The organism is Kitasatospora sp. NPDC001119 (assembly GCF_053598475.1).
In genome coordinates this window covers 1-12874 of record NZ_JBSFKI010000048.1, presented here as the reverse complement: position 1 = coordinate 12874, position 12874 = coordinate 1, and the positions used below count along the sequence as shown (strand labels likewise).

Genomic DNA, 12874 nt, shown 5'->3' with positions numbered 1-12874 from the left:
GATCCCGCAGGGTCCGCGGCCTCCGCGGCCCGCGGGGAGAATCCGAGGAGCCGCCGCCGATGCCCAAGCAGGTCGACCACCGGGAACGCCGCGAGACGATCGCCCGCGCGCTGTGGCGGGTCGTGGAGCGGCGCGGCGCCACGCACCTGACGATGCGCGAGGTCGCCCAGGAGGCGGGCATCTCGCTCGGGCAGCTCCAGCACTACTTCGGCTCCCGGGCGCAGATGCTCACCTTCGCGATGGACTTCGCCGGCGAGCAGAGCGGGCTGCGGGTCGGCCGGGCACTGGCGGAGCTCGGCGAGCGGCCGCACCCGCGCGACGTGCTGCGGGCGATGCTGGTCGAGCTGCTGCCCCTGCACGCCGACGCGCGGGCGACCAGCCGGATGAGCGCCGCCTACGTGCTGGAGGCGCTGCACGACGAGGAGGTCCACGCGCGGGCGCGCGGCGGACTGCTCCAGGGGCGGGCGATGGTCGAGCGGATCGTCCGGCAGGCGATCGCCGACGGGCAGCTCGCGGCCGACCGCGACCCGGTGGTGGAGACGGACCTGCTGCTCGCGCTCACCGGGTTCACCACGCTGCTGGAGCTGGACGTGGTCGAGCCCGCCGCCGTGCTCACGGCCGTCGACCGGCACCTGGACCGGCTGTTCGCGGCGCCGGGTGGTGCGGGTGGTGCGGATGGTGCGGGCGGTGCGGGCGGTGCCGTCGGCGGTCGGTGAGGGGGCGGCGGTCGGTCCGGGGCCCGGGGGCCCGGGGCGGGGCGTGGCAGGCTACCCGGGTAGCACCGCCGCCCGCGACCAGGAGCACCGCCATGGACCGACCCGCCGCCCTCCGACCCGCCGCCCTGCGCCTCGACGCCACCGCCTCCGGACACCCGGCGGGCATCCTGGACGCCGCCGAGCGGGCCGAACGCCGGGGCATGGACCGGCTGGTGGTCGCCGAGACCGCGTACGACCCGTTCCTCCAGCTCGCCCGGGCGGCCGACCGGACCGAGTCGATCGAGCTGGCCACCGGCATCGCGGTGGCCTTCGCGCGGACCCCGATGACGCTCGCCTACCAGGCCTGGGGGCTGCACGCGGCCTCCGGCGGACGGGCCGTCATCGGGCTGGGCTCGCAGGTCAAGCCGCACATCGAGAAGCGCTTCGGGATGCCCTGGGACCGCCCGGCCGCCCGGATGCGCGAGTACGTGCACGCGGTGCGGGCGATCTGGCACAGCTGGCAGACCGGCGAACGGCTGCGCTTCCGGGGCGAGTTCTACACCCACACGGTGATGACGCCGGTGTTCTCGCCGGATCCGGTCCCGTCCGGGGTGCCGCGCATCCTGCTGGCGGGCGTCGGGCCGCTGATGACCCGGACCGCCGGGGCGGTGGCCGACGGCTTCCTGAGCCACCCGTTCTCCTCCACCGCCTACCTGGCCGAGCAGGTGCTGCCGGGCCTGACCGAGGAACGGGCCCGGGCCGAGGCGGAGGGCGCCGCGTGGACGGAGCGGCCGTTCGAGATCGTCGGCAACGTGCTCACCGCCACCGGCCGCACCGAGGAGGAGGTGGCGGCCAACCGGGCCGCCACCCGCGAGCGGCTGGCGTTCTACGCCTCCACGCCGGCCTACCGCCCGGTGCTGGCGCAGCACGGCTGGGAGGGGCTCCAGGAGGAGCTGCACACCCACTCGGTGCGCGGGCGCTGGGCGGAGATGGCCGCGCTGATCGACGACGAGGTGTTCGACACCTTCGCGGTCTGCGGTCCGGTCGAGGAGGTCGCGGGGGAGATCCACCGCCGCTACGCGGGGCTGGTCACCCGGCTGTCCGTGAGCCTCCCCGAGGACGCCGACCCGGAGCTGGGCCTGGACGTCCTGGCGGCGGTGCGGGCGCTGGGCCGACCGGAAGCGGACGCCGGATGATCGGGATGGACGGCCGACCGGGCACAGGGTGATGAAGTCCGGGCAGATTCGTGCAACGCGTTTCCGGTGGTGAGGGCGGGCGGCAGGATCGCGGTGGCAGGCAGGGCCGTCCCCGTGAGGACCGGCGGCCCCGGACCTGCCGCGTTGTGCGGGGCCTGTCGTGCCGTACGGACCGTTGCGCCGTACGGCCTGTCATGCCTCGGCCACCCGTTGCCGATCGTGGGGGTGTCCGCGTGTCCGTGTCCGACAACCGTCCGGCCGACTACGACCTGGCGGAGCGCTGGGACCCCGGAGCGAAGGCGTACGTCGACGCCCTGGCCGACCCGGACGAGTTCCTCCGCGTCTGCGCCGAGCTGACCGGCTTCGACGTGCCCGAACTGCGCTCCACCGGCATGGCGGACGAGCACCACCGCACCACGCTGGCCCACCGGGTCCGCGACGAGCACGCCCTGGTCCACCTCTGGTACGTCGGCGCCTGGCCCGGCGAGGCGCCCTCCTCCGCCCGCGCCCACGACCAGGGGCTGGTCTGGCGGACCTTCCACGCCGTCCCGCCCGGCGCCGCCGCCCCCGGGCACGGCAGCTGGGCCGGCGCGCCCCGGGGCGCCGAGGTTCCGGGCCCCGAGGTCCGGGGAGGGGCGGAGATCCTGGGCGGGGCCGCGACGTCGGGAGGCACCGCATCGCGGGGCACCGGGGCAGTGGCACCGGAGAACGGCGGTGAGGGCCGGTGACCGTCCGTTGGGACGCCGTCGTGGTCGGCGCGGGCTTCGCCGGGACACTGGTCGCCCACCGCCTGGGCGCACAGGGCTGGCGGGTCCTCGTCCTGGAGGCCGGACGGGCCGCGCCCACCGGCGCCGAGGCCGCCACCGCCCACCGCGCGGCCGGCGGCGGACCGCCCACCTCGCCCTACCCGCACAGCCCCGAGGCGCCGTCACCCGACGTCACCGACCTCACCGGGAACCCGGACGGCGGCTTCACCGCCACCGGCCACCTCCGCCAGTACGGGCCGCTGCCCTACGCCAGCGGCTACCTGCGCGCCAACGGCGGCACCGGGCTGCTCTGGACCGGACTCACCCCGCGCATGCACCCCGAGGACTTCCGCACCGGCGACCTCGGCCACGGCCGCAACTGGCCGATCGGCTACCACGACCTGGAACCCCACTACCGCGAGGCGGAACGGGAACTCGGCGTCGCCGCCGACGCCGAGGAGCAGCGCCGTGCCGTCGGGCTGCCCATCCCCGACGGCTACGACTTCCCGATGCGGGCCATCCCGGCCAGCTACCTCGACCGGCAGCTGGCCCGGGCCCTCGACGGCCGGACCGTCCGCGACCCCGCCGTGCCCGGCCCCGCCCGGCTCGCCGTCACCGCCACCCCGCACGCCCGCAACGGTGTGCCGACCAGGCCCGGCTCCGCGGACGGGCCGCTCTGCGCGGGCAGTTCCAGCTGTGTCCCGGCCTGCCCGAGCGGGGCCAAGTACACCCCGATGCGTACCCAGGCCCGCTGGGCGGCCGGGGTCGAACTGCGCACGGAGGCCGTCGTCAGCCGGGTGCTGGCCGACCCGGAGACCGGGCGGGCCCGGGGAGTCGAGTACCTCGCGGGCGGCACGACCCACCAGGTGACGGCGGACCTGGTCGTCCTCGCCGCGCACGCGATCGAGAACGCCCGGCTGCTGCTCCTCTCCGGTCTGGCCGACCGCAGCGACCAGGTCGGCCGGAACCTGATGGACCACCCGGCCCTGCTCACCTGGGGGCTGATGCCCCGACCGGTCGGCCCCTACCGGGGGCCCGGCTCCACCAGCGGCCTGGAGGCGTTCCGCTTCGGACCCGGGCGGGACCGCCGGGCGCCGTTCCGGATCGAGATCGGCAACTGGGGCTGGTCCTGGGCGGGCGGCGCGCCGGAGGCCGAGGCGGCGTCGCTGCTCGCGGCGGGCCTCCGGGGCAAGGAGCTCCGGGAGCGGCTCGGCGACCGGCTGGGCCGTCAGTTCTCGCTCCAGTTCGAGCTGGAGCAGCCCGCCGACCCGGCCAACCGGGTCACCCTCGACCGGGACCGGCGCGACCCGCTCGGCCTGCCGAGCCCGGCCATCCGCTACGACGTCTCCGAGTACGTCCGCGAGGGCATGGCCTCGGCCCGGGCCGTCTCCGACCAGCTGTTCGCGCTGCTCGGCGCCGAGGACCACACCGCCTACCCGGCGGCCGGATGGCCGGGACGGCTCGAACACCGGGGAACCGTCCACGGCTACCGGGGCGCCGGCCACGCCGGTGGCACCCACATCATGGGCGACTCGCCCGCCAACTCGGTGGTCGACCACTGGCAGCGGTGCTGGGAGCACCCCAACCTGTACGCCGTCGGCTGCGGGTCGATGCCCTCCCTTGGCACCTCCAACCCCTCGCTCACCATGGCCGCCCTCGCGCTGCGCAGCGCCGAGCGGATGCACCGCGACCTGCTGGAGCTGCACCGCCCGGCGGCGGTGGCGCCCCCGGCCGCTAGCCGTGTCCCCGTACCGCCCGTGTTCTCACCCGCGTTGACCCCTTCGTCGTCCCCCTTGCCGTTCTCCTCGCCGTCCTCCTCGTCCCCCTCGTCCTCGGAGCCCTCATGACCGGCCTGCCGCTGCCGCCCGTACCGGAGCCGTACCACCTGCCCTTCCACTACGGTGCGTTGCACAACATCGGTGTCGACTACCTGGTCGACCGTGCGCGGGCGAGTGAACTGCTCGCCAAGCGCCACCCCGGGCTGAGCGTCGCCGCCTTCGACGGCGGGGCCTGCGTCTCGCTCAACTTCCAGCTCTACTTCGCCCAGTATCCGAACGGCGGCGGCATCACCCAGGAGCTGGAGATCAACCTGATCGCCCACCCGGTCTTCGCCGAGGAGCGGATGCCGGTGGTCAACTACGGCCAGTACGCCCGGGGTTACGACCAGACCAAGCTGCTCGGCATCGCGCGGCTGCACGTGCTCTGCGACAACCCGCTCGCCATCGACGCCGGGCGCCGGCTGTACGCCGAGCCCAAGCACCCGGGCTGGTTCGAGACCACCCTGCCCTCCCTCAACGCGCCCGACATGCGCGAACGCTGGTCGGTCTCCTGCCGCCGGGCCGCCCTCGGGCCGGACGGGCTGAGCCGCCACGACGAGGAACTCCTCGCCCTGGACGTGAACCTGGTGGGCCTCACCCCCGAGTCCGTCAACAACACCCCGATCACCGGCTACGGCACCGACGACGAGGGCAAGCTGCTGGCCGGACCGCTCAACGTCTACCAGCCCTACCGCTACTACGCGCTGGACGACCGCACCGCCGACCGCGTCCGGCTCGACCTCGGCAACCCCGCCGAGGAGTCCGCCCGCGACCTCGCCCACCTGATCGCCGACGCCCCGGCGGCCGGGGTCTGGACCTACCAGTCCCCGCCCGTCGCCGCCCACAACCGCGCCTACTACGTCCGGTGACGGCCCCGGGCTCGGCTCCCGTCTTCGCCCCGGGCGGCACCGCCGTACGGCGGGACGTCGCCCACGGCCGGGTCTGGTCGGCCATGCCCTACACCGTGCTCGCGGACGACGGTGACGTCCTGACCCTCACCGCCCGCCCGGGTACGGAGAGTCTGGCCCCGGCCAGCTGGACCGTCGCCGCGCACGCCGGAGACGACGCCCTGCGCCTGGACTGCGTCCACGACCTCGCCTCCGGCCGCTGGGAACTCGACCACTGGACCTGGCGCGACACCGTGGTGCTCAGCCGCTTCACTGCCGGAGTGCCGTTCAGCGTGCACCGCTTCCTGACACCCGACGGCCGGCCGCTGCGCTGGTACGTCAACTTCGAGCGCCCGTACCGCCGGACGGCCATCGGCATCGACACCCTCGACCTCTTCCTGGACCTCGTGATCACCCCCGATCTGTCGTCGTACAGCTGGAAGGACGAGGACGAGTACGCCCAGGCCCGGCGCCTCGGCGTCGTTGACGAGGCCACCCACCGACAGCTGGACCGGGCCCGGGAGCTCGCCCTCGCCCAGCTCCGGGACCGCACCGGCCCGTTCGCCCCCGACCCGGACGCCTGGACGCTGCCGCCGGAGGGACCGCTGCCCACCCTCCCGGCCACCGCCCTCAGCACCCCCGCCGGAAAGTGGAATGAGGGCGGATCAGTGGACTGTTAAGGTCGCGCCCCTGCACGAAGGACGGCGAGGGGGCAGATGTGACGGCCGCGGCGGACACGATGGGCATGACGGACACGACGGACGACATGGAGGCGCTCAAGCACCTGCACGACGGCGGCGACTACCGGCGGCTCGCCGAACGGACCTCGAATCCCGACGTCCTGCGCCGACTGGCCATCGGCGAGTACCCGTTCGTCTGGCACGCGATCGCCGACAACCCGGCCGCCCCCACCGACCTGCTGGCGGCCTTGGCCGGGCGCCGGCAGCAGGTGTGGAACGACAATCGCCTCCTTCGCTTGCTCGCGGCCCACCCCGCCCTCACGGGCGAGGCATTGGACGGCCTGGTCGATCTCGTCGGGGACCGCCTGAGGGAGGGCGACCGTCCGTACGCGGCCGTCCTGGAGCTGGCCCGACGACCGGAGCTGTCAGCCGAGCGGCTGCTCCCGCTCGGCCGACAGCCCGGGGCCTCGGCCAGGCTGCGCCGGGGGATCACCCGGGCGCTGGCGGAGCGCCCGGACCGGTGAGCGCGGGCGGGACCGAGCCGGGCGCCGCGCCGCCCGCCGCCGCCCGCGACCAGCGACCGGCGAGGACGGTGCCGACGATCAGCTGGAGCTGGTGGTAGAGCATCAGCGGCAGCACCATCAGCCCGGCTTGCGCTCCGAACAGGACGGTGGCCATCGGCAGGCCGTTGGCCAGGCTCTTCTGCGAACCGCAGAGCACCGCCGCCACGGTGGCCGACCGATCGAGCCCCAGCAGCCGGGCACCGAGCCCGGTGGCCGCCAGGGCGGCGGCGAGCAGGGCGAGCAGCACCGCGAGGAGCCCGAGCAGTGCCAGCGGGGTGGCCAGGCCCCAGATGCCCTGGGACACCGCCGCGCTGAACGCCGTGTAGACGACCAGCAGGATCGAGCCGCGATCCACCGGCGTGAGCACCCGTTTGTGCCGGGACAGCGGACCGCCGAGCCACGGCCGCAGCACCTGCCCGAGCAGGAAGGGCGCGAGCAGCTGCAGCCCGATCCGCAGCAGCCCGTCGGCGGACAGCTCGGTGTGCGAACCCAGCAGCCAGGCCGCCAGCACCGGCGTCAGCACCAGGCCCGCCAGGCTGGAGTAGGTGCCGGCACAGATCGCCGCCGGGACGTTGCCCCCGGCGGCGCCGGTGAGCGCCACCGAGGACTGCACCGTCGAGGGCACCAGACAGAGGAACAGCACCCCGGTCTGCAACGGCCCGGTGAGCGGGACGGGCGTGAGCAGCGCGGTGGCCACGCCGAGCAGCGGGAAGAGGACGAAGGTGGTGGCCACCACCAGCCCGTGCAGTCGCAGGTGGCGCAGCCCGGCCAGCGTCTCGCGGGTGGAGAGCCGGGCACCGTAGAGGAAGAACAGCAGTGCCACCGCGAGGTCGCAGGCCACCCCGGCGACCCGTGCCGAGGCGCCGGAGGCCGGGAACAGCGCGGCCAGCCCGACTGTCCCGGCCAGCGCCGCCATGTACGGGTCCAGCCAGCGCGGCAGCAGTCTTCGGGAGCGGGGCCCGGAGCCGCGTCGCGTCCGCGCCCGTACCTCGAGCGCCTTTGCCCCGCGGGGCCGCTCCCCGCGCGCCCGGAGCCCTGGTGGCTGCTCCGGGCGCGCCAGGCCGTCGGTCACGGGCCGCCTCCCGTCACCGGGCGGAGGGCGGGCCCGGAGGAGGATCCCGGGCCGAGCAGGCCGCCCACCAGCGAGCCGGCGCCGTCGTGGTCGCTGCCCGCGGAGCCGCTGCCGTTCTGGAGGTTGGCCGTCCGGTCGATCTCGAGCCAGGAGTCGGCGTTCGAGTTGTCCACGACCGTGATCAGCCCGCCGCCGGCGGCCGCGGGCGCCGCGGCCCCCGCGAGCAGGGCGCAGGCCCCGGCCAGCCCCAGCGCGGTGGCCCGCAGGGCGGCGGCCGCCGAGGGCTGGGCCGACGAGGGCAGGGCGGGCGAGGGCCGGGCCGGCCTGAGCTGCCCGGCCCTCATGCCGTCACCGCCATCAGCCCCCTGGGGCGCGCGATGTTCCGCTCCAGCAGCTCGGTGGACTCCCGCACGCCGACCTGCTCACGCCCCCCGGACGGGGTGGGCAGCCGTCCGTCGGCGCTCTTCAGCTCGGACAGGGCGTCGTCCATCGCCCGGTGCGCGGCGAACAGGCACGGGGTGCTGTAGATGGCCACGTCCACCCCCAGGGCCGACAGCTCCGAGAGCGACAGCCGGGGCGACTTGCCGCCCGCGATCTGGTTGAACAGCAGCGGCTTGTCGCCGACCACCCGGCGGATCCGGCGGATCCACTCCTCGCTGCGCACGCCGTCCACGAGCACCACGTCGGCGTCGGTGGCGGCGAGCGCCCGGGCCCGGCGCAGGATGTCGGCCTCCTCGGTGGCGTCGGTGCGCGCGACCACCACCAAGTCCGTCCGGTTGGCGAGGACGAGCTCCAGCTTCTCCAGGTACTCCTCCAGCGGGAGCACCAGCTTGCCGTCCGCGTGCCCGCAGCGGCGCGGCCGCTTCTGGTCCTCCAGGATCACGCCCGACGCGCCGATCCGTTCGAGCTTGCGCACGACGTGGCAGGCCACCTCCGGATCGACGTAGCCGTCGTCGATGTCGACCAGCAGGTGGTGCCGGGGGAAGGCCCCGCGCAGCCGTTCGACGAAGCCCACCATGTCGGGCCAGGCGATGAAACCGATGTCCGGCAGCCCGTAGTAGGAGGCCGCGAAGCCGAAGCCGGAGACGAACATGCCGTCGTAGTGCTCGGCCGCGATGGAGGCCGAGTACATGTCGTAGACGCCGATCAGCGGCGTCGCCCCCGGGCCCGCGATCTCCGCGCGCAGCCGCTGCCCGGGGCTGTCCGTTGCCGTGTTTCCGTGGAACAAGGTCTTCTCCTCACTGGGGATGACTTTGCCTGAACTTGGTGCTTACCAGACCGAACTGAGGTGTCATCACTATGCGCTCTTTAAGGTTCCGTGGGCAAATCTTTAAGTGAGATTCACTCGCGAGAGTGAAGAAATGTCGAAGATATGAAAGATGCTGATATGCATATCGGCTAAATGCTGTGACGCTTCAGCAAGGTGGTCGGGGTCGGCGCCCCGGAGGCAGGGCTGTCGGAGTCGACTGCCGTCACGTGAATCGCCGGGCGAGCGGTTCTCAGGCCCGGTCGACCATTTTGCCCGTCATGAGCTGCCCTTTCAGCAAGGTGCGTACCCCGCCGCCGACGCTTGCGAATATGCCCCCATCGGCATTCCTGCGGACTTCCACCCGCAATCTGGAGAAGCCGAGTTCGGTGGTGCCCTGGACGATGTCGAACACCAGGGGCTTGTCGATCGGCCCCGTGTGCGCCAGCCATCCGGCCATTGCCAGTGCGGCCGAGCCTGTGGCGGGGTCTTCCGCGCAAACCGGCTCGGGCACGAAGACCCGAGCGCGGACTTCGGGCATTTGCGGAACGAACACTGCCACCCCGAAGACGCCGGCCAGTCCGGGCACCCTCTCGGCGAGCGCCGCAACCCTGTGCGGCAGGGCCTCGGCCGACTCCAGATCGGCGGCGCTCACCGGGAGGCAGGCGAACCCGAGCCCGGCCGATGCCAATCTCACGGGCCCCACTGCCGCGTCCGGAGCGAGCCCAACCGCTTCGCATACGAGATCCGGAACGACGGGCGGACCCACCTGGCAGGCCCGTTCCTCCAGTACGGCACTTTCCCCTGTCGGCCCCACCTGCGCGTGAACGATTCCGCCCCGAGTGCGCAGCGCCACCCGGCCGGGCTGGGCCAGGCCCTGCCGCACCGCCACTGCGGCTGCTCCCACGAGGGGATGACCTGCGAAGTCCAGCTCGACGTAGGGAGTGAAGATCCGCACCTCCACCTCTCCTCCGTCACCCCGGCGCAGGAAGACGGTTTCCGGCATGGCCAGGCGGGCCGCCAGGCGTTGCATCAGCGCATCGTCACATGCGGCAGCGCACGTGACCACTCCGAGTGGCCCTCCGGTCAGCGGCTCATTCCCGAACACTTCGACCAGTTCGAATTTCATGCACCCGTCATCGCCGGAGAAGGTCGAGTTGTCGCTCGTGAGTGTGGGGAGCGCGGGGGTGCCGGCGGAGTGGGTCGTCATCGCGGTTCTCTCTTCGAGTGGCTCTGCTGTCATCGGCTGGGCTGTCGTCCGTGGCTGCCGGGGCTGACGCTGAGCATGGTGATCATCGGGCCGGCGGGGTCGGTTCGTGGAGGACGGCCGAGGCGAGTGCCGAGTCCAGGGCGCCCAGGTCTGCACGCGCGGATCCGCGCTTGCGTCAGGGCTCCTCATGGATTGGACGTTATATCCAGTCTGGACTAAGTGTCCACCGGGGTTGCCTTCTCGCGAACGGTCCAGTGCGAGAGCAAGGTCGATCACGGGGTGCCGGACCCCTGTCGGCAAGTCTGTCCGAAGTGCGCTGACCGACCCGGACCTGCCGAGCGCGGACGTCCGCACCGCCCACTCCGCGCGTCCACCCTCGAAGGGCACACCGCGGCCCGCAAGGGCAAGGAGGGCGGCCGACCGCCCGTCATCACCGACGACATGGTGCACACCGTCCTGCGCCGCCGCGCGGGTGGCGGTCGGTCGAACAGATCCAGCCCGGCCTGATCATCCCCGCCGGCACGCGGAAGGGGCGGAACCCCTCCGTCGCGAGCATCTACCGGGCGCCGGCTGAGCACGCCAAGCGCGAGGTGTGCTCCGAAGCCGTCGAACAGGCCCACATCGACTTCGCCGTCCTCCGGGTCGGCCAAGTTCCCCGGGCCCCGCCTCGCTGTCCCGGGCCGAGTGCCACTCTTACTGCAGAGCACTGTCTCTCGCTTCGCCGTGGCTTCGGGGGAACAGGGCCGTGTACGGGGCGAAGCCGGCGCCGGGGCCCGACCGGTGAGGTGCGGGCCCCGGCGCGTGAGGGTCAGGCGCGCGGGAGCGGGGGTGCGGCGCGGCGTTCGCGCAGTGTCCGGAGCATCCGGCGGGTGGCCTTGGTCGCGACCGGGGGCAGGAGCTCCAGGGCGAGCCGCCGTGAGGTGGAGCGCTGGATCGGGCCCTTGACCTGGTAGTTGAGGCGCATCACCCGGGCGCCGGCGATGGTGTCCTCGTCGACGGTGTACCCCTCGGCCGGCCAGTCGCGCTTCCGCAGGACGGCCTGGGCGGCCGCCGCGTCGCCCCAGGTGCCGTAGAACTTCATCGGGGTGAGCAGGACCGGCCGCAGTCCGCCGGTGAAGACCGCCTCCCAGACCGCGGCGGAGACGCCCGGGGTGTGCTCGGAGCGGTAGTCGTCCAGGGCGACCACGCCGTTCTCGCCGAGCGCGGCCCGGGCCACCGCGATGTCCCCGGCGACGTGCTCGTAGAGGTGGGAGGCGTCGACGTGGACGAAGCGGCAGCTGTCCGCCCGGACGCGGCCGTCGGCCAGCACCGAGGTCGGGGCCTGCACTATCTCGGGCAGCTCGCCGTGGAAGGCGAGGTAGTTGGCCTCGAAGGCGCTGCGGGTGAGGGTCTTGCGGTAGGACATGTTCATCTCGGCGGCGTTGTCGGCGTCGCCCGCCTCGGAGTCGAACAGGTCGCAGACCGTCAGCCGCTCACCCGGCTGCAGGTGGTCGCCGAGCAGGACGGCGCTGCGGCCGAGGTAGCTGCCGAGCTCCAGGATGTCGCCGGTGACGCCGGCCGCGGTCTGGGCGGACAGCAGGTGGCTGAAGGCGGCCCGGTCGAGGCTGAAGAACCAGCCGGGAATGTCGTCCCGCTTCAGCGGCGCGGAGTGGACTGCGGCCTCGACCGCGGTCTCGGACATGGGCACGGCGGCCTCCAGGGGGACGGCGGGGCGCGGTGGCGGGTCACGCCCGCGGAGGGGGACGCCGAGGACGTGAGGCGGATCATCATAGCGACGCCGGGGCGGGGGAGAGCCAGATGCGGAACGGCCTAAATCCGGCTCTTCGCTCTGCCGTTCGACAGGGGTTCACGCCTTCGTTTTCGCTCCCGAATCTAGCCTTCCGAGAGCTCCGCCCCACCCGGCCGTTCCAGCTCCGCGACGGTCTCGGACAGCCAGGCCCGCTCGGCCGCCGTGGAGGCCCGGGCGACGAGCAGCATCCCGCGCCGGAAGGGGTTCGGCTCGCGCTCGGCGGTCACCGGCTGCCCCGTCCCGTCGTAGAAGAAGCTGCTCGGAGCGTCCAGGAAGGCCAGTCGGCGGCGGAGCACGGCGGCCTGCCGGGTCGGGTCGGCGAGATGGTGCAGGAACGTGGTGACGGTGAAGAAGCGGATCTGGTCGGTGATCTCGGCCTGCTCCGGGTCGGCCAGGCGGCGCAGCAGTTCGGCCCGCCCCTGCGCCGTCAGCTCCAGCGTCTGCCGCGGTGCGGCGCCGCTGCCCGGTTCGGTGCGGCGGTGCAGCAGTCCGGCCTTCTCCAGCCGGGCGATGGCGGGGTAGAGCGCGCCGTCGCTCACCGGTCGGACATGACCGGTCAGTCCGGTGATCCGGGACTTGAGCTCGTAGCCGTGAAGCGGCTGGTCGTACAGGAAACCGAGGATCGCGAGCGTCAACACGGCTGGAGCCCTTCGGTCGGAGTGCGCCCTGTGGAGTCGTCATGTTACCTCTTGTCGATGTGCCTCGAAACGATGTATCTCTATTCGAGGCAGGTCGAGAGGGCCGCAGCCGATCGAGGAGAGCCGAGGCGGGCCGGGGCCCGCCCGGTCACGTACGAGCACCACAGGGGAAGGGAGATTCCCAATGATGTTGTCAAGCCAGGGCGGTGACGCCTCGTGACTGCCTTACTGCGCTGGGGCGGCGTTCTTGGGCGCAACTGCATCGAAGGTGCGGCTGTCGCGTATGAGGGCCCAGAGCACGTTGAGACGGCGCCTGGCGAGGGCCAGGACGGCCT

The 12874-nt window shown here is 73.3% G+C and carries 13 protein-coding genes; 7 read left to right on the top strand and 6 right to left on the bottom strand.

Annotated features, from left to right (window positions below):
- Positions 1 to 59 precede the first annotated feature (59 nt).
- From ACWDD9_RS37920 to ACWDD9_RS37890, 7 genes are all read left to right on the top strand, one after another.
- Entirely contained in the window at positions 60 to 716 is a 657-nt protein-coding gene (locus ACWDD9_RS37920) for a TetR/AcrR family transcriptional regulator (RefSeq protein ID WP_449814124.1), read from the top strand.
- Positions 717 to 808: 92 nt separating this feature from the next.
- The gene (locus tag ACWDD9_RS37915; protein ID WP_449814123.1) at positions 809 to 1891 is read left to right on the top strand and encodes a TIGR03617 family F420-dependent LLM class oxidoreductase; all 1083 of its coding nucleotides are present in this window, start codon (positions 809 to 811) and stop codon (positions 1889 to 1891) included.
- A 233-nt stretch (positions 1892 to 2124) separates the two neighbouring features.
- Positions 2125 to 2619, top strand: coding sequence for a hypothetical protein (locus ACWDD9_RS37910; RefSeq protein ID WP_074003538.1), 495 nt, complete (start codon positions 2125 to 2127; stop codon positions 2617 to 2619).
- A complete protein-coding gene (locus ACWDD9_RS37905; protein WP_449814122.1) occupies positions 2616 to 4484 on the top strand; it encodes a GMC family oxidoreductase in 1869 nt (622 codons plus the stop codon). The genes ACWDD9_RS37910 and ACWDD9_RS37905 overlap by 4 nt, the downstream gene beginning before the upstream one ends.
- On the top strand, positions 4481 to 5323 hold the full coding sequence (locus ACWDD9_RS37900) for a hypothetical protein (protein ID WP_449814121.1): 843 nt from the start codon (positions 4481 to 4483) through the stop codon (positions 5321 to 5323). Before ACWDD9_RS37905 ends, ACWDD9_RS37900 begins: the two co-directional genes overlap by 4 nt.
- A complete protein-coding gene (locus ACWDD9_RS37895) occupies positions 5320 to 6021 on the top strand; it encodes a DUF402 domain-containing protein (RefSeq protein WP_449814120.1) in 702 nt (233 codons plus the stop codon). Before ACWDD9_RS37900 ends, ACWDD9_RS37895 begins: the two co-directional genes overlap by 4 nt.
- 65 nt (positions 6022 to 6086) lie before the next feature.
- On the top strand, positions 6087 to 6545 hold the full coding sequence (locus ACWDD9_RS37890; RefSeq protein WP_181970456.1) for a hypothetical protein: 459 nt from the start codon (positions 6087 to 6089) through the stop codon (positions 6543 to 6545).
- On the opposite strand, the gene ACWDD9_RS37885 is transcribed toward ACWDD9_RS37890, so the two are convergent.
- From ACWDD9_RS37885 to ACWDD9_RS37860, 6 genes are all read right to left on the bottom strand, one after another.
- Positions 6511 to 7500 (bottom strand): bile acid:sodium symporter family protein, encoded by a 990-nt coding sequence (locus ACWDD9_RS37885; RefSeq protein WP_449814153.1) that lies wholly within the window; start codon positions 7498 to 7500, stop codon positions 6511 to 6513. The two genes, ACWDD9_RS37890 and ACWDD9_RS37885, sit on opposite strands and share 35 nt — an antisense overlap.
- Positions 7501 to 7652: 152 nt before the next feature.
- Entirely contained in the window at positions 7653 to 8000 is a 348-nt protein-coding gene (locus ACWDD9_RS37880; RefSeq protein ID WP_234348422.1) for a hypothetical protein, read from the bottom strand.
- Entirely contained in the window at positions 7997 to 8884 is an 888-nt protein-coding gene (locus ACWDD9_RS37875) for an isocitrate lyase/PEP mutase family protein (RefSeq protein ID WP_375877348.1), read from the bottom strand. The genes ACWDD9_RS37880 and ACWDD9_RS37875 overlap by 4 nt, the downstream gene beginning before the upstream one ends.
- A 271-nt stretch (positions 8885 to 9155) precedes the next feature.
- Positions 9156 to 10112 carry a PhzF family phenazine biosynthesis protein gene (locus ACWDD9_RS37870; RefSeq protein WP_449814119.1) on the bottom strand — a complete coding sequence of 319 codons (957 nt, stop codon included), beginning with the start codon at positions 10110 to 10112 and terminating at the stop codon, positions 9156 to 9158.
- 808 nt (positions 10113 to 10920) lie between these two features.
- Positions 10921 to 11793, bottom strand: coding sequence for a class I SAM-dependent methyltransferase (locus ACWDD9_RS37865; protein WP_074003533.1), 873 nt, complete (start codon positions 11791 to 11793; stop codon positions 10921 to 10923).
- A gap of 191 nt (positions 11794 to 11984) precedes the next feature.
- Positions 11985 to 12539 carry a PadR family transcriptional regulator gene (locus ACWDD9_RS37860; protein WP_074003532.1) on the bottom strand — a complete coding sequence of 185 codons (555 nt, stop codon included), beginning with the start codon at positions 12537 to 12539 and terminating at the stop codon, positions 11985 to 11987.
- Between the last annotated feature and the right edge of the window lie 335 nt (positions 12540 to 12874).